The sequence below is a fragment of the Cupriavidus pauculus genome, assembly GCF_022179805.1.
GTDB classification, from domain to species: Bacteria; Pseudomonadota; Gammaproteobacteria; order Burkholderiales; family Burkholderiaceae; genus Cupriavidus; species Cupriavidus pauculus_E.
On sequence record NZ_BPUO01000012.1, the window covers coordinates 82,710 to 97,016 of the forward strand.

Sequence of the window (14,307 nt, forward strand, 5' to 3'; positions counted from 1 at the left end):
CGGAGCCGGTCCTATCCTGCCTTCATCGATGATGCTCAATCCAATGGACCGCGCCATGAACGTACTGATCGTCTACGCCCACCCCGAACCCATGTCGCTGAACGGATCGCTCAAGGAACTTGCCGTGCAACGGCTAGAAGCTGCCGGGCACCACGTGCAGGTTTCGGATCTCTATGCGATGCAATGGAAGGCGCCGCTCGACGCGGGCGACACGCTGGAGCGTCGCCCCGGTGGCGCGCCCTTCCATCCATCGCTTGACTCACGCCATGCTTTCGAGAACGGCTTTCAGAGCGCGGACATCGCGGCGGAGCAGAACAAGCTGCGCTGGGCCGATGCCGTGATCCTGCAGTTTCCGCTGTGGTGGTTCTCGATGCCGGCAATCCTGAAGGGCTGGGTCGAGCGTGTGTATGCCTACGGCTTCGCATACGGCGTGGGCGAGCACTCTGACGCGCGCTGGGGCGACCGCTACGGCGAAGGCAGCTTGACGGGCAAGCGCGCCATGTTGATGGTCACCACGGGAGGCTGGGAGTCGCACTACAGCCCGCGCGGCATCAACGGGCCGATCGAGGACATCCTGTTCCCGATCCACCACGGCATCCTGTACTACCCGGGCTTCGATGTGCTGCCACCGTTCTTGGTCTATCACACCAGCAAGATGGATGCGGCACGCTACCAGGCCACGGCCGACGCACTGGGCGCGCGCCTGGACCAGCTGTTCACGACCGAACCGATCGCGTTCCGACCCCAGAACAGCGGCGCCTACGAGATTCCGGCACTGACCTTGCGGGACGACATCTCGCCGGGCCAAACCGGCTTTGCCGCGCACGTGGATGCGGCGGCCTGAGCGCCTTTCCCGGAGCGCCTTGATTTGATGCAGGGGCTTTTCTGCACCCCTCTCCCGGAAGGAGCCCGGAAGGAGAGGGGTGCAAAAAAGGGATCGCAAGCCTCATCGATCAGCGATCACGGGTCAAGCTCACGCCGGCATCGACGGTGCCATAGGCGGTAACGCTCGACTGGCGCTCGCCGGTATCGGAGACCGTGGTGCATCCGTAGCCCGAAGTCAGCAGGAAAATAATGCCGAATGTGCTGAAAATGACGCGCATGGTGTTGCCCTGAATGGTATTGACTTGAGGCTTCGACGCCTGGGCGCGCCGGGAAGTTTCAGGCGCCCGGCGCGGCGCTACAATGCGCGCTGGCCATATTCTGGGGATCGCCGTCATGTTGCCGGACCACGACGCGCTGCTGCTGCTCGTCTCGCGCGAAATGCCTTTCGGCAAGCACAAGGGCACGCTGATTGCCGACCTGCCCGGCAACTACCTGAACTGGTTTGCCCGGGAGGGCTTTCCGCCGGGCGAGATCGGCCGGTTGCTGGCGCTGATGCACGAACTCGACCACAACGGGCTGTCCGACCTGCTGAAGCCACTGCGCGGCAAGGTACCCCGGCGCTGAGGCCGGGGCTCCTGAACTACTTCACGGCTTGCGCCGGCGTCGGCTGGTTGGCCGTGCCGGGCGGAATCTGGTAGCTCCAGGTTTCGCTGATGGGCTTGCCGTTCACAGTCAAAGCCTCACGCATTTCCACCACCTTGGCCGGGTCCTTAACCTTGATGCGCAGCGTCACGCGATAGCCCTTGGTCACCGGATTCGGCTGCAGCACATTCTCGATCACCTCGGCGTTGTCGCCCACGCTGAACGCGGCCTGCACCGGAGTGTTAGCCGGCAGGTTCGCCAGCGGGCCGCCCTCGAAGTCGATCACAAACCCGAGGCTGCCATCGAGATGGCGGATCAGGTTCTTCTGCGTGATTTCCCCGGCAGTACGCAGCGTCTGCTTGACCCATGCCTGGTCCTTCGCAAACAAGCCGCGCTCGTCCATGGTCCAGTGGATCGTGTAGTCGGCCTTGATCGGCGTGCCCTTGGGCGGCAGCGTGTCGGGCGTCCAGAACGACACGATGTTGTCGTTGGTCTCGTCGGGCGTGGGAATTTCCACCAACTCGACCTTGCCACGGCCCCAGTCGCCCTGCGGTTCGATCCACGCGCTCGGGCGCAGGTCGTAGCGATCCTTCAGGTCTTCATACGACGCAAAGTCGCGGCCACGCTGCATCAGGCCGAAGCCACGCGGATTGTTCACCTGGAACATGCTCAGCGCCACATAGCGCGGATTGTTCAGCGGACGCCAGAGCCATTCGCCGTCGCCGGTGTGGATCGACAGGCCGTTGGAGTCGTGCAGCGCCGGACGGAAGTTGTTGGCGTCGCGCATCTGCTGCGGCCCGAACAGGAACATGCTGGTCAGCGGCGCAATGCCCACCTTCTTGACCGGGCCGCGCATGAACACGCGTGCCTCGACCTTCAGTACGGCATCGGAGTCGGGACGCAATTCGAAGCGGTACGCGCCGGTGGCGTTCTTCGAATCCAGCAGTGCGAAGAAGACCAGGTGCTTGTCGCCCGGCTTCGGACGCTCGATCCAGAACTCGCGGAACGCCGGGAATTCCTCGGGCTCGGAAAGCCCGGTGTTGATCGCCAGCCCGCGCGCCGACAGGCCGTAGACCTGACCCTTGCCGATCACACGGAAGTAGCTGGCGCCCAGCACGCTCATCACCTCGTCGAGCTTGTCGGCGCGGTTGATCGGGTACAGCACGCGAAAGCCCGCGTAGCCCAGCTTGTTGGTGGCAGCCTTGTCGAGCTTCAGGTCGCCGAAATCAAAACGGCTCGGCTCGTACTTGATCTCGTGTACGCGGCTGTCGACGATCTCGTTGATGCGCACCGGCGTGCTGAAATGCATGCCCTGGTGATAGAAGCCCAGCTTGAACGGCGTGCTTTGATCCTGCCATTCCACGTGGTCCATCTTCGGCTGGATCTTGATGTAGTCGCCAAACTGCATCTGCGCGAAAACGGGCGGCAGGTTGCTGGCCGGCGCCGCGTAGGGCTGCTCCGACAGCTTCTTCGCACGTGCGGTGACGTCGTCGAGCGAAAACGCCTGGGCCGGCGCGGCGCCAATCAGGCAGCCGGCAAGCGCGATGCCCGGCAAGACAATTTGCATCCTGTTACGAAACGACGCGGCAAAAACGGCAAGCACCAATCGATCTCCAGAGTTCACATCGGGAAAAAGCCACAAAGCAGCCATTCTAAGCAGTGTAAGGCTGTAAACTTGCGGCGCAGTTCAGAAAAATAACCGATTTCGCCTGACGTGCCTGTCAGACACGCGGCGACAGCGGGCGAAGCGCTCTTGCCGCACCATGGCGGGCGACGATCCCGGCAGTCCGCCCATCCGAGACAACGAATAATGCGAATGCTTTCCACGCTGGCGCTTGCCGCCAGCCTTGCCTGCGCGCCCCTGTTTGCCGGCGCTGCAACTGCCGCACCCGCCGCTCCGGGCGCAGCCAACGTGACGCCGCCTGGTGCGCCAGCCGCCGACAAGCAGGCGTTCATCGCCAACCTGGTCGCCCGGATGACGCTGGACGAGAAGATCGGGCAGCTCCGCCTGATCAGCATCGGCCCGGAAATGCCTGCGCCCAAGCTGATGCAGGAACTGCAGGCGGGCCGCGTGGGCGGCACGTTCAACTCGATCACGCGCAAGGACAATCGCCCGTTGCAGGAGGCCGCCATGCGCAGCCGCCTGAAGATTCCGATGTTCTTCGCCTATGACGTGGTGCACGGCCATCGCACCGTGTTCCCGATCAGCCTGGGGCTGGCATCGAGCTGGGACATGGGCGTGGTGGAGAAAGCCGCGCGGATTTCGGCGCTGGAGGCGGCATCGGACAGCATCGATGCCACGTTCGCGCCGATGGTCGATATCTCGCGCGATCCGCGCTGGGGGCGCACGTCCGAGGGCTTCGGCGAAGACCCGCTCCTGGTGTCGCAATGCGCGCGTGCCAGCGTCAAGGGTTACCAGAGCGAGTCGGCGGCCAATCCGGACAGCCTGATGGCATTCGTCAAGCATTTCGCGCTCTACGGCGCCGTGGAAGGCGGACGCGACTACAACACCGTCGACATGAGCCCGCAGCGCATGTACAACGACTACCTGCCGCCCTACCGGGCCGGCCTGGAAGCCGGGGCGGGCGGCGTGATGATCGCGCTGAATTCCGTCAACGGGCAGCCCGCCACGTCGAACAAATGGCTGCTGCGCGACCTGCTGCGCAAGGAATGGGGCTTCAAGGGCGTGACCGTCAGCGATCACGGCGCCATCGACGAACTGCTGCGCCACGGTGTGGCCGGCAGCGGCCGTGACGCCGCGCGGCTGGCCATCGAGGCCGGCGTGGACATGAGCATGGCCGATACGCGCTACCTGGAACAGCTACCCTCGCTGGTCAAGTCTGGCGCGGTGCCGATGACCCTGATCGACGAAGCGGTGCGCGAGGTGCTGGGCGCCAAGTACGACATGGGCCTGTTTGCCGACCCGTTCCGCCGCATCGGCAAGGCCACCGACGATCCGGCCGATGTCAACGCCGAAAGCCGCCTGCACCGTGCTGAAGCACGCGAGGCCGCGCAGAAGTCGATGGTGCTGCTGGAAAACCGCAACCGCACGCTGCCGCTGAAGAAGAGCGGCACCGTCGCCGTGATCGGCCCGCTGGCCGACGCGAAGATCGACATGATGGGTAGCTGGTCCGCCGCGGGCGTGCCCAAGCAGTCCGTCACCGTGCTGCAGGGCATGCGCGATGCGCTGGCCGGCAAGGGCCAGGTGGTGCACGCGCGCGGCGCCAACATCACCGATGACAATCGCGTGGTGGACTATCTGAACTTCCTGAACTGGGACGACCCCGAAGTGGTGCAGGACAAGCGGTCCGACGGCGACATGATCGAGGAAGCCGTGCGCGTGGCGCGTGGTGCCGATGCGGTCGTGGTGGCGGTGGGCGAAACGCGCGGCATGTCGCACGAAGCATCGAGCCGGTCCAGCCTGGGGCTGCCCGGCAACCAGCTCGCGCTGCTGAAGGCGCTCAAGACCACGGGCAAGCCGCTGGTGGTGGTACTGCTGAACGGCCGTCCGCTGACGATCAACTGGGAAAAGGAAAACGCCGACGCCATCCTGGAAGCGTGGTATCCGGGCACCGAGGGCGGCCATGCCGTGGCTGACCTGCTGTTCGGCGATGCCAACCCGTCCGGCAAGCTGCCGCTCACGTTCCCGCGCTCGATCGGCCAGATCCCGTCCTACTACAACGCGCTGCGCATCGGCCGCCCATTCACGCCAGGCAAGGCGGCCAACTACACGTCGCAGTACTTCGAGGAAGAGTACGGTCCGCTGTACCCGTTCGGCTACGGGCTCAGCTACACCACGTTCAGCATGTCGGACGTGCGCTTGTCCGGCACGAAACTGGCGCGCAACGGCCAACTGACCGCCAGCGTGACGGTGCAGAACACCGGCGACCGCGCGGGCGAGGCCGTGGTGCAGCTATACCTGCAGGATGTGATGGCGTCGACCGTGCGGCCCGGCAAGGAGCTCAAGGATTTCCGCAAGGTCATGCTGGCGCCCGGCGAATCGCGCGAGATTGCGTTCCCGATAGGCGAGGACAAGCTGAAGTTCTACAACGCCAGGCTCGAATACGTGGCCGAGCCCGGCGACTTCAACGTCCAGGTGGGCTTTGACTCCGCCGCCGTGAAGGAAGCGAAGTTCACGCTGGAGTGATGCCGGAATGCGCTCGGGTACGTCAGCGGTTGCCGTCCAGCAGGTCGTTGAGCACCTCGTCGAAGGCGGCCTGGGCGTCTTCCAGCGCCTGCAGCGCGGCGTCGAAGGTCTGCAACGCGATCTTCGACGGCTTGCCGCTGCCTTCCGGCGGATACTGGCTCTGCAGCGCGGTGAAGGCCACCTGCACCTGGCGCGTGGCATTGACCACGCGCTCCATGGTCTGCGCCTCCTCGGCGCGTTTCTTTTCGTCGCTCATGCAACAGCCCCCCGATGGCCGTGGTTCGATATGCGGCATATCGTACAAGAACTTGCGGGCACCCTGCCGGGTCCAATGCCCCATCGCCATAAATTCGGGTAGGCTGGACACGCATGTCCGACACTGTCCGTGACCCTTCTAGCGCCCTCATGTCTTCGTCGTTATTGCGCAGGACGCTGGCCGCCACGCTTGTGACGGCTGGCGGGTTCGCCTGCTATTGGTCCTATCTTTCCGTCAACCAGGAGCGCCTGCTGTTCGATGCGCGCCGCCGCCCGCCGCGCGATCTGCCCGAAGGTATCGATGCGTATGCGCATCCCGTGCCTGGCGGACTGTTCCGTGGCTACACCTACCACGCCGACCACGAAGGCGTGCGCGACCTGCTGTTCTACCTGCCCGGCCGCGGCGAGGACGTACTGGAAACGCTGCAGTTCATGAAATGGCTGCCGGCCGGCATGGGCTTCGCAACCTTCGACTATCGCGGGCTTGGCCATTCGGACGGCATGCCGTCCGAGGCCGCCGCCGTGGCCGATGCCAGCCAGTTCCTGCTACATATCCGCCGCGCGTTTCCGGGCGTGCGCGTGCACGTGGTGGGCCGCTCGCTGGGTACCGGCGTGGCGATCCAGCTGGCCGACCTGCAGGATTTCGAAAGCCTGCAGCTGATCACCCCCTACGATTCGCTGCTGGAAATCGTGCGCAAGCGCTTTCCGCTGGTGCCGCTTCGCCAGCTCATGCGCCACCACTTCGATTCGATCTCGCATTGCAAGAAGGTGGTGCAGAGCACCAAGGTACTGCTGGCCGAGCACGACGACGTGGTGCCGCACGAGTGCTCGGAGCGGCTGATGGCCGCGTGGCCGGGCCCCGTGTCGGTGCAGACGATCTCAGGTGCCGACCACCACACGATCGTCGAGCGCCCCGAAACCTGGCTCGCGCTTTGCGAATTCGCCCAGCAGGTGCCGTTTCAGCCGCCCGAGCGCGTGCCTCAACCGCCGCCGGCCGACGTGACCGAGGCCGGTGTGCCCTTGCCGCTGTCCGCCGCCCGCTAGGGGCGCGGTAGAATGCGCGCCATGAAAAAAATCGTAGTCAAGGCCGCCGGGCTGACCGCCGCGCTGGCTGCGGCGGGCGTGCTGCTGGCCGGTTTCGCGGCTGTGATCAGCCTGCGGCAACTGCCCTCCATCGACGTCCTGCGCGATTATCGCCCCCAGGTGCCCTTGCGGGTCTTTACCCGCGACGACGTGCAGATCGGTGAATTCGGCACCGAACACCGCGAGTTCATTCCGATCGAGCGGATGCCGAAGCCGATGTCCGACGCGCTGCTGGCAGCCGAGGACGATCAGTTCTACGAACACGTCGGCGTGGACATCCCCGGCCTGGTACGCGCCGCGCTGGCCAATATCGGCGAAGGCTACGCGCAGGGCGCGTCGACCATCACGATGCAGGTGGCACGCAATTTCTACCTGTCGCGCGAGAAGACGCTGGCGCGCAAGTGGTATGAAATCCTGCTGGCCTTCCAGATCGACCGCTCGCTGCCCAAGGACCGCATTCTCGAGCTGTACATGAACCAGGTGTACCTGGGCGAGCATGCCTACGGCTTTGGCAGTGCGGCGCAGACCTATTTCGGCAAGCCGCTGGCGCAGCTGTCGCTGGCGGAGACCGCCATGCTGGCGGGCCTGCCCAAGGCGCCGTCGACGATGAACCCCGTGGTCAACCTGCCGCGCGCCAAGCGCCGCCAGGAATACGTGCTGGGCCGCATGCTGGCGCTGGGCATGATCACGCAGGACCAGTACCGCGAGGCCCGCAACGCACAGATCGTGGTCAAGCACGATGCCAACGGGCGCTTTGACGGGCATGCCGAGTACGTGGCGGAACTGGCGCGCCAGCTCGCACACGACCGCTTTGGCGATGAAGCGTACACGCGCGGCATCAATGTCTACACCACGGTGTCGTCCATGCACCAGACGCAGGCCTACGATGCCGTGCAATCGGGCATCGAACGCTACGGCAAGCGGCACGGCGCGGCCAAGGCCGCGGTGGCGTTGCCCCAGGCGGCGCTGGTATCGCTGGACGCGCGCACCGGCGCGATCGAGGCCCTGATCGGCGGCACCGACTTTGCCACGAACCGCTTCAACCACGCCACGCAGGCGCAGCGTCAGCCGGGCTCGACGTTCAAGCCGTTCATCTATTCGGCGGCACTGGAGCGCGGCATTTCGCCGGGCACGCTGATCAATGACGCACCGCTCGACAATTCGCCGCGCTGGCAGCCGTCGAACGATGATGGCCGCTTCGTGGGGCCCATCACCGTGCGCGATGCGCTGGCCGAGTCGCGCAACCTGCCGGCCATCCGCACGCTGCAGGCCATCGGCATTCCGTACGCGATCGACTTCGCCGGCAAGTTTGGCTTCTCGACCAAGCGCCTGCCGCCGTACCTGCCGCTGGCGCTGGGCACGGGCACCACGTCGCCGCTGCGGCTGGCCGCGGCCTATGGCGTGTTTGCCAACCAGGGCCATCGCATCGAGCCGTACCTGATCCAGAAGATCACGGACGGCGAGGGCAACGTGCTGTTCTCGGCGGAATCCAACGATGACGCCGCGCCGACGCGCGTGATTTCCGAGCGCAACGCCTTTGTCATGAACAGCCTGCTGCAAAGCGTGGTGGACGAAGGTACGGGTACCGGGATCAAGCGCTACCTGCGCCGCGATGACGTGGCCGGCAAGACCGGCACCACCAACGATTCGGTCGATGGCTGGTTCGCGGGCTACGCCGGTCAGGTCGTGACCGTGGCCTGGATGGGTTTCGACGACAACCGCACGCTCGGCCGTCACGAATTTGGCGCCACCACGGCCCTGCCCATCTGGGCGGCCTACATGGAAGGCCGGCTGGCCGGTGTGCCCGATGCCGGCTTTGTCGCGCCGCCGCAGCTGGCCAAATTCAACAACGACTGGGCCTATGCCGAGAATGCCGACGGTACGCATGGCATCGCCGCGCTGGGCTTCCCGCCGCCGCCCGCCGTGCCGGACACCCCGGTCGATGGCGTGACGCCGATGGCGCCCACGCCCGCCGCGCTTGACGTACCGGCATCGGCCAGCGCGCCGCGCGCCAGCAGCGGCGCCCTATGACATCGCTGATGCCCGCCTACGCCACGCCGCTGATCTGGGCGGTTGCCGCCCTGGCGACCATGGGCGTGCTGTTCCGCCCGTTCCGGCTGCCCGAGCCTTTCTGGGCCATGGCGGGCGCACTGCTGCTATGCCTGGCCGGATTGCTGCCGTGGCGCGACGCCCTCGCGGCCGTGGCGCATGGCAACGATGTCTACCTGTTCCTGGCGGGGATGATGCTGATCTCCGAACTAGCGCGCAAGACCGGGCTGTTCGACCATGTTGCCGCGCTGGCCGTGCGCGGCGCACGCGGATCCGCGCGGCGGCTGTTCGTGCTGGTCTATGGCTTTGGCATCGCGGTAACAGCCTTCATGTCCAACGATGCGACGGCCGTCGTGCTGACGCCGGCCGTGCTGGCCGCCACGCGCGCCGCCCGCGTGAAGCATCCGTTGCCGCATCTCTATGCCTGCGCGTTCATCGCCAACGCGGCCAGCTTTGTGCTGCCGATCTCGAACCCGGCCAATCTGGTGCTGTTCGGCGAGCGCATGCCCGCGCTGACGGGCTGGCTGGCGCGTTTCACGTTGCCGTCGATCGTTGCCATCGTCATGACGTTCGCGGTGCTTTACTGGACCCAGCGCAAGGCGTTGGCGGAACGCATTGCCGATGACGTCGAGACGCCGCCGCTGTCGTTGCAGGCGTGGCTGACCACGGCCGGCATCGTGCTGACCGGCGCGGCGCTGCTGACGGCATCGATGCATGGGCACGACCTGGGATGGCCGACCTTCATTGGCGGCGCCGCGACACTGCTGGCGGTCTGCGCCACCCAGCCGCGCCTGCTGCGCCCGGCGCTGGCCGAGGTGTCCTGGGGCGTGCTGCCGATGGTGGCGGGCCTGTTCGTGCTGGTGGCGGGCCTGTCGCAGACCGGCTTGACCGATCAACTTGCGCACTGGGTGCGCGAACTGTCGATGCGGCACGGCAGCGACGCGGTGGTGGGCGCCGGCATCGCCGGGGCGCTGGTCGGCCTGGTAAGCAATGTGGTCAACAACCTGCCGGCAGGGCTGTTCGCCGCATCAGCGCTGGCCGCGGGCCATGCGTCGGAAACAGTGACGGCGGCGGTACTGATCGGGGTGGACCTTGGGCCCAACCTGTCGGTGACGGGCTCGCTGGCTACCTTGCTGTGGCTGACCGCGCTGCGGCGCGAAGGCCACCACATCGGCGCCGGGACGTTCCTGAAAACCGGCGCCATCGTGATGCCGCTGGCCCTGCTGCCCGCACTGGCTGTCCTGCGCTGAATGCGCGGCCGCGGATTTCGCTTATAGTGAAGCACCGCGCACCGCGCCCCTATTCCAGGCCGACCTGTCGGCGTACTACATGTCACACAAGGATCACCCCGAAGGGGGCAAGCCCCCCGCGCATACGCCGGTTTCCGACCGGATCCGCGCCCGGATCGCCGAGGCCGGCGAGCGCTTCCATGCGAACGACAACATCGCGCACTTCATCGAACACGGTGAACTCGATGCGCTGCAGGCCGAAGTCGAAGCCCGCATGGAAGAGGTACTGCGCACGCTGGTGATCGACGTCGACCAGGATCACAACACGCGCGAAACCGCGCGCCGCGTGGCCAAGATGTACCTGAAGGAAATCTTCGCCGGTCGCTACGCCAAGCCGCCCGAAGTGACCGAATTCCCGAATGTCGAGCAGCTCAACGAGCTGATGATCGTCGGCCCGATCCGCGTACGCAGTGCCTGCTCGCACCATCTCTGCCCGATCATCGGCAGCCTCTGGGTGGGCGTGATGCCGAACCGGCATTCGAACCTGATCGGCCTGTCCAAGTATGCGCGGCTGGCCGAGTGGATCATGTGCCGTCCGCAGATCCAGGAAGAAGCAGTGGCCCAGGTGGCCGACCTGCTCCAGGAAAAGATGAACCCGGACGGCCTTGCCATCGTGATGGAAGCCGAGCACTTCTGCATGCACTGGCGCGGGGTGCGTGACACCGACGCCAAGATGACCAATAGTGTGATGCGGGGGTCGTTTCTCAAGGACGACAAGCTGCGCCGCGAATTCCTGACGCTGTTGAATCTGAATCGACGGTGATGCGCCGTTGATCCCCGGTTGATCCGATCCCCCGGAACCGCAAGAGGAACCCATGCTAGTTCGCCTGCTATATGCCAGCCGCGCCAGGGAACCACTGGCCGCCGATGTGCTGGACGACATCCTCGACACGAGCCTGGCGCAGAACCCGCGCCACGGCATCACCGGCGTGCTGTGCCACAGCAACACCGTCTTCCTGCAAGCGTTGGAAGGCAGCCGCGAAGCGGTGTCGCACCTCTTCCTCAATATCGGCACGGACCGCCGCCATCACGACGTGGTTCTGCTGCACTACGAGGAAATTGCTGAGCGTGCGTTTTCCGGCTGGTCAATGGGGCGCGTCAACGCCAGCAAGATCAACGCTGCCACGTTGCTCAAGTATTCGGCGCAGGGCGAACTCGACCCCTACCGCATGCAAGGTGCTGCATCCCTGGCCTTGCTCAAGGAATTGATTGCCGGAGCGTCGATAGTCGGACGCAGCCAGGACCGGGGTCGGAACTAGTTTCGTCCGGAAGGTGCCCTCAGGAGGAAAGCTGGCCGAAAAGGCCGCATTCCAGGTCGCTTTCCAGTTCTTCCACCCATGCCGTGCCGGGCCCGGCATCATAGACGCTTTCCGCGCCGGTACGCTGCCTGCGCACCGTCACCTGCCGCGCCGTCGTGCCGTTGACGTCCGAAATCTCGAACTCCTGTACGGCAAGACCCACCTGCCTGAATACGGCCTCCACGTCGTGCCGTTCGTCCGGGGAAAATTCGTCGAATTGACGCATCGTCATGGCACACCTCCATACAGGATTGCGCGGCGCAGGGTCCTGGCGACTTCCGTCATGAGGACTGCGCGCGCGCATAGAATGCCATCTTTCCGCGGCGTTCGTGATGCACTGCGAAAGACCATAACGACCGCGAATGTATTGGCTCTCTAACGCCCCACCACTTCGAAGGCGCCGCCGGTGGTTCCATTGGCGTGCGGCTGCGGACGCGTGCCGCGTCGGTCGGCATACTGTCCCCGGCAGTGGTTGTCGATCCAATCGGCCGTCGTGTCCATCGTCGTGTCCGACAACGATCGGTAGCCCGACGATTGCTGGGTTGCCGACCCGTTTATTGAGAACACGCTGCCGAGTGCGCTCTGGAAGGAGCCGGTCAATTGCGTCCCTGGTGCCCTTCGCGCGAGGCATCGGAATGCAAGGTGCGGATGCTCAGGCTGGTGGTGTTGGCGAACACGCGGGCATCAGCCCCCGAGTTCAGGCCCCTGATACGGTGTGCCGATCATCAGCCCGCCCGTCGCACTGACGTTGCGGGCCACGCGCCATGTGCCGGTACCAGTCGCCATACACGGCTTGACCTGCACGTCGTCGCCAAGCTGGCCCAGCTTGGCGACGACAAACGCATACCCGGGCGTCACGCCCAGCGGGCCGGCATTCAGTTGCGCGGCCGACACCGTAAACCGGCGAGACTCCTCGGTTGCCTCGATCACGCTCACCTCCACGTCGTTGCTGCCGTTCAACAGCGTGAAACGCATTTGGCCCGGGAGGCACCATTGTCGTAAAGATCAGGGCGCCGGCCTGGCGCACCGCGATTCGCGCTTGGGTCTGGGCAATCCCCTTGATGACCGCGCCCGAGCCGGTACTGCGTTTCAACGCGTGTTCGGGCGCCCATTGCACGCTGTACACGGCCGGCCCCGAGAACGAATGGCAGCGAACTGATTGGTGCGCTCACCCAAAAACCCGTGGATCGCCATCACGGACTTCAGCATGGGGCGCGGCGGTACATTGCTGGACGGGTTCAACCTGCTGCGCAGGCTGGCACGGCTCTGCTCGGAAACGCGCATCGTCATCGTCAGCGCACGGACCAATCCTGGCATCGCCGCGCGGGCCAAGAAGCTCGGCGCCCGCGCGTTCGTCAGCAACGAGGACGACCTCGACGAAATCGTCTGCACCTGCATCCAGGTCACCCTCAGCCATGGCAATTTCCTTTCCCCTATCCATCCACGCGGTGCTGGACAGCGTCGCATCAGCCGCGCCGGTTGCCATCTGCGCGAAGCTGACGGAATTGATGAGTGGCCATATCACCGTCGAAAGCGTGGAGGGCGTGGGCAGCGCCTTTACGGTAGTGGTGCCGCTGGAGAAGGCCGAAGCAGCCGTGGCGGAGCCCTTGACGCGCGGGACACGCGCGATGATCCTTTGCCAGGAGGCGGGATCGGGCGCCATGTTGCAGGCCTGGCTCGAGCGTGCCGACTGGCGCTGTGACGCCTTCCACAACTTCGGCGCCGCTCAGGCGTGGCTGCGGGCGAACCGGCCGCATATCCTTGTCGTCACCGGCGAGCATGACGTCGATGTCATCGCCGCTCTCCGGCAACTGCATCCGGCGAACGTGGCATAGGTCACGCGGGATGGGCCAGAGCACCCGGTCCGACGCGGACATGGCATTTGCGAGGTCTCGACGTTCAGCCACCACTCCATCCTTGCCGGCGCACTTGCGGCCTTGAATGCCCCGCCGTATGGCGGCGGGAGTGCCCTACCGGCTGCCATCGAATCCCCACCGGCGCGTAACGTCAGCAACAAGGGCGTTGGCAATCAGCCTGCGAATACCGGGCCATGCACTTCCCTGAGTGCCGTCCGATTCTGGTGGCAGAGGGCAATGCCCCGAACCAGACGCTCATCGCCGAGCAGCTATGCATGCTTGGCTGGGATCCGCTCGTGGTCGGCGACGGGCGCCTGGCACTCGCGGCCTACGAACACGGGGACTTCGACACCGTCCTGACTGACGTCCATATGCCCTTGATAGACGGCTATGAACTGCTCGTCGCCATCCGCGCCATCGATCCCGATATTCCGGTGCTGGCGATCAGCGCGGTGACCAACAACGAAAAGCCGGCGAATGGAACGCACGCGAATTCTCTGGTCATATCGCCAAGCCAGCCTTGCTGGAATCGCTAGAACAGGCGCTGCGTTCCATTCCAGATCCAGCAACACCCGATTCGACGCTTTCCAACCACATGAAGCTACCTCACGACAACCCCCCAATTCCGGCCTCTGAAATTGCGCGATACACGGCCATCTTGCGCGAACACCTGCAAAGCGACGAGCCCGATCTGTCGAGCATCGTGCAGCGTCGGGACCTGGCCGGCATGTGCCATTGGGTACACCGGTGTGCGGGTGCGTTGCTGATCGTCAATGCGCTCGATATGGTGAAGCTGCGCCGCCACGTGAAATCGCTGGGCGACCAAGGCAATAGCTGGAGACACCGGAAATTGCTGAGAGTGC

General features: G+C 65.2%; 17 protein-coding genes and 1 pseudogene. 10 read left to right on the forward strand and 8 right to left on the reverse strand.

All coding sequences use genetic code 11. From position 1 onward, the window contains the following. The first annotated feature begins 55 nt into the window (after positions 1-55). Entirely contained in the window at positions 56-844 is a 789-nt protein-coding gene (locus tag MFF62_RS22755; protein ID WP_238265373.1) for an NAD(P)H-dependent oxidoreductase, read from the forward strand. Between the two features lie 109 nt (positions 845-953). Here MFF62_RS22755 and MFF62_RS22760 read toward each other — a convergent pair whose 3' ends face one another. After that, positions 954-1,220: a hypothetical protein gene (locus MFF62_RS22760; RefSeq protein WP_238265374.1), complete on the reverse strand. Its 267-nt coding sequence runs from the start codon at positions 1,218-1,220 to the stop codon at positions 954-956. On the opposite strand from MFF62_RS22760, the gene MFF62_RS22765 reads away from it, so the two are divergent. Continuing rightward, complete coding sequence (locus MFF62_RS22765; RefSeq protein ID WP_238265375.1) at positions 1,219-1,449, forward strand: DUF3820 family protein; 231 nt, start codon at positions 1,219-1,221, stop codon at positions 1,447-1,449. The two genes, MFF62_RS22760 and MFF62_RS22765, sit on opposite strands and share 2 nt — an antisense overlap. A gap of 16 nt (positions 1,450-1,465) precedes the next feature. On the opposite strand, the gene MFF62_RS22770 is transcribed toward MFF62_RS22765, so the two are convergent. Beyond that, entirely contained in the window at positions 1,466-3,034 is a 1,569-nt protein-coding gene (locus tag MFF62_RS22770) for a glucan biosynthesis protein G (protein ID WP_238265376.1), read from the reverse strand. A 249-nt stretch (positions 3,035-3,283) separates the two neighbouring features. On the opposite strand from MFF62_RS22770, the gene bglX reads away from it, so the two are divergent. Further along, positions 3,284-5,614: a beta-glucosidase BglX gene (bglX, locus tag MFF62_RS22775; RefSeq protein WP_238265450.1), complete on the forward strand. Its 2,331-nt coding sequence runs from the start codon at positions 3,284-3,286 to the stop codon at positions 5,612-5,614. 22 nt (positions 5,615-5,636) lie between these two features. On the opposite strand, the gene MFF62_RS22780 is transcribed toward bglX, so the two are convergent. Continuing rightward, complete coding sequence (locus MFF62_RS22780) at positions 5,637-5,870, reverse strand: hypothetical protein (protein ID WP_238265377.1); 234 nt, start codon at positions 5,868-5,870, stop codon at positions 5,637-5,639. Between the two features lie 149 nt (positions 5,871-6,019). Here MFF62_RS22780 and MFF62_RS22785 point away from each other — a divergent pair, with 149 nt between their 5' ends. The 5 genes from MFF62_RS22785 to MFF62_RS22805 all read left to right on the forward strand — a co-directional run bounded on the left by MFF62_RS22785 (position 6,020) and on the right by MFF62_RS22805 (position 11,549). Beyond that, positions 6,020-6,913 carry an alpha/beta hydrolase gene (locus tag MFF62_RS22785; RefSeq protein ID WP_238265378.1) on the forward strand — a complete coding sequence of 298 codons (894 nt, stop codon included), beginning with the start codon at positions 6,020-6,022 and terminating at the stop codon, positions 6,911-6,913. A gap of 21 nt (positions 6,914-6,934) precedes the next feature. Beyond that, on the forward strand, positions 6,935-8,983 hold the full coding sequence (locus MFF62_RS22790; RefSeq protein WP_238265379.1) for a penicillin-binding protein 1A: 2,049 nt from the start codon (positions 6,935-6,937) through the stop codon (positions 8,981-8,983). Between the two features lie 8 nt (positions 8,984-8,991). Continuing rightward, entirely contained in the window at positions 8,992-10,251 is a 1,260-nt protein-coding gene (locus tag MFF62_RS22795; RefSeq protein WP_238265451.1) for an arsenic transporter, read from the forward strand. 79 nt (positions 10,252-10,330) lie between these two features. Continuing rightward, complete coding sequence (gene folE, locus MFF62_RS22800; protein WP_238265380.1) at positions 10,331-11,053, forward strand: GTP cyclohydrolase I; 723 nt, start codon at positions 10,331-10,333, stop codon at positions 11,051-11,053. 52 nt (positions 11,054-11,105) lie between these two features. Beyond that, the gene (locus MFF62_RS22805) at positions 11,106-11,549 is read left to right on the forward strand and encodes a BLUF domain-containing protein (protein ID WP_238265381.1); all 444 of its coding nucleotides are present in this window, start codon (positions 11,106-11,108) and stop codon (positions 11,547-11,549) included. Between the two features lie 19 nt (positions 11,550-11,568). Here the strand turns inward: MFF62_RS22805 and MFF62_RS22810 are convergent, their stop codons facing one another. From MFF62_RS22810 to MFF62_RS22825, 5 genes and pseudogenes are all read right to left on the reverse strand, one after another. After that, positions 11,569-11,820 carry a hypothetical protein gene (locus tag MFF62_RS22810; protein ID WP_238265382.1) on the reverse strand — a complete coding sequence of 84 codons (252 nt, stop codon included), beginning with the start codon at positions 11,818-11,820 and terminating at the stop codon, positions 11,569-11,571. A 143-nt stretch (positions 11,821-11,963) separates the two neighbouring features. After that, complete coding sequence (locus tag MFF62_RS22815; RefSeq protein ID WP_238265383.1) at positions 11,964-12,188, reverse strand: hypothetical protein; 225 nt, start codon at positions 12,186-12,188, stop codon at positions 11,964-11,966. A gap of 84 nt (positions 12,189-12,272) precedes the next feature. After that, positions 12,273-12,563, reverse strand: coding sequence for a hypothetical protein (locus tag MFF62_RS22820; protein ID WP_238265384.1), 291 nt, complete (start codon positions 12,561-12,563; stop codon positions 12,273-12,275). 34 nt (positions 12,564-12,597) lie between these two features. After that, positions 12,598-12,714, reverse strand: a pseudogene (locus MFF62_RS30950) (hypothetical protein); the annotation flags it as partial. Between the two features lie 42 nt (positions 12,715-12,756). Next, positions 12,757-13,005: a hypothetical protein gene (locus tag MFF62_RS22825; protein ID WP_238265385.1), complete on the reverse strand. Its 249-nt coding sequence runs from the start codon at positions 13,003-13,005 to the stop codon at positions 12,757-12,759. On the opposite strand from MFF62_RS22825, the gene MFF62_RS22830 reads away from it, so the two are divergent. Next, on the forward strand, positions 13,004-13,423 hold the full coding sequence (locus tag MFF62_RS22830; protein ID WP_238265386.1) for an ATP-binding protein: 420 nt from the start codon (positions 13,004-13,006) through the stop codon (positions 13,421-13,423). The genes MFF62_RS22825 and MFF62_RS22830 overlap by 2 nt on opposite strands. Positions 13,424-13,638: 215 nt before the next feature. Continuing rightward, positions 13,639-13,980 (forward strand): response regulator, encoded by a 342-nt coding sequence (locus MFF62_RS22835; RefSeq protein ID WP_238265387.1) that lies wholly within the window; start codon positions 13,639-13,641, stop codon positions 13,978-13,980. Positions 13,981-14,307 lie beyond the last annotated feature (327 nt).

What these genes read in the sequence shown, in the direction of transcription:
- MFF62_RS22755 (WP_238265373.1), top strand. Translation starts at nt 56, where the DNA reads ATGAACGTACTGATCGTCTACGCCCACCCCGAACCCATGTCGCTGAAC.
- MFF62_RS22765 (WP_238265375.1), top strand. Translation starts at nt 1,219, where the DNA reads ATGTTGCCGGACCACGACGCGCTGCTGCTGCTCGTCTCGCGCGAAATG.
- MFF62_RS22760 (WP_238265374.1), bottom strand. Translation starts at nt 1,220, where the DNA reads ATGACGGCGATCCCCAGAATATGGCCAGCGCGCATTGTAGCGCCGCGC.
- MFF62_RS22770 (WP_238265376.1), bottom strand. Translation starts at nt 3,034, where the DNA reads ATGCAAATTGTCTTGCCGGGCATCGCGCTTGCCGGCTGCCTGATTGGC.
- bglX (WP_238265450.1), top strand. Translation starts at nt 3,284, where the DNA reads ATGCTTTCCACGCTGGCGCTTGCCGCCAGCCTTGCCTGCGCGCCCCTG.
- MFF62_RS22780 (WP_238265377.1), bottom strand. Translation starts at nt 5,870, where the DNA reads ATGAGCGACGAAAAGAAACGCGCCGAGGAGGCGCAGACCATGGAGCGC.
- MFF62_RS22785 (WP_238265378.1), top strand. Translation starts at nt 6,020, where the DNA reads ATGTCTTCGTCGTTATTGCGCAGGACGCTGGCCGCCACGCTTGTGACG.
- MFF62_RS22790 (WP_238265379.1), top strand. Translation starts at nt 6,935, where the DNA reads ATGAAAAAAATCGTAGTCAAGGCCGCCGGGCTGACCGCCGCGCTGGCT.
- MFF62_RS22795 (WP_238265451.1), top strand. Translation starts at nt 8,992, where the DNA reads ATGCCCGCCTACGCCACGCCGCTGATCTGGGCGGTTGCCGCCCTGGCG.
- folE (WP_238265380.1), top strand. Translation starts at nt 10,331, where the DNA reads ATGTCACACAAGGATCACCCCGAAGGGGGCAAGCCCCCCGCGCATACG.
- MFF62_RS22805 (WP_238265381.1), top strand. Translation starts at nt 11,106, where the DNA reads ATGCTAGTTCGCCTGCTATATGCCAGCCGCGCCAGGGAACCACTGGCC.
- MFF62_RS22810 (WP_238265382.1), bottom strand. Translation starts at nt 11,820, where the DNA reads ATGACGATGCGTCAATTCGACGAATTTTCCCCGGACGAACGGCACGAC.
- MFF62_RS22820 (WP_238265384.1), bottom strand. Translation starts at nt 12,563, where the DNA reads ATGCGTTTCACGCTGTTGAACGGCAGCAACGACGTGGAGGTGAGCGTG.
- MFF62_RS22830 (WP_238265386.1), top strand. Translation starts at nt 13,004, where the DNA reads ATGGCAATTTCCTTTCCCCTATCCATCCACGCGGTGCTGGACAGCGTC.
- MFF62_RS22825 (WP_238265385.1), bottom strand. Translation starts at nt 13,005, where the DNA reads ATGGCTGAGGGTGACCTGGATGCAGGTGCAGACGATTTCGTCGAGGTC.
- MFF62_RS22835 (WP_238265387.1), top strand. Translation starts at nt 13,639, where the DNA reads ATGCACTTCCCTGAGTGCCGTCCGATTCTGGTGGCAGAGGGCAATGCC.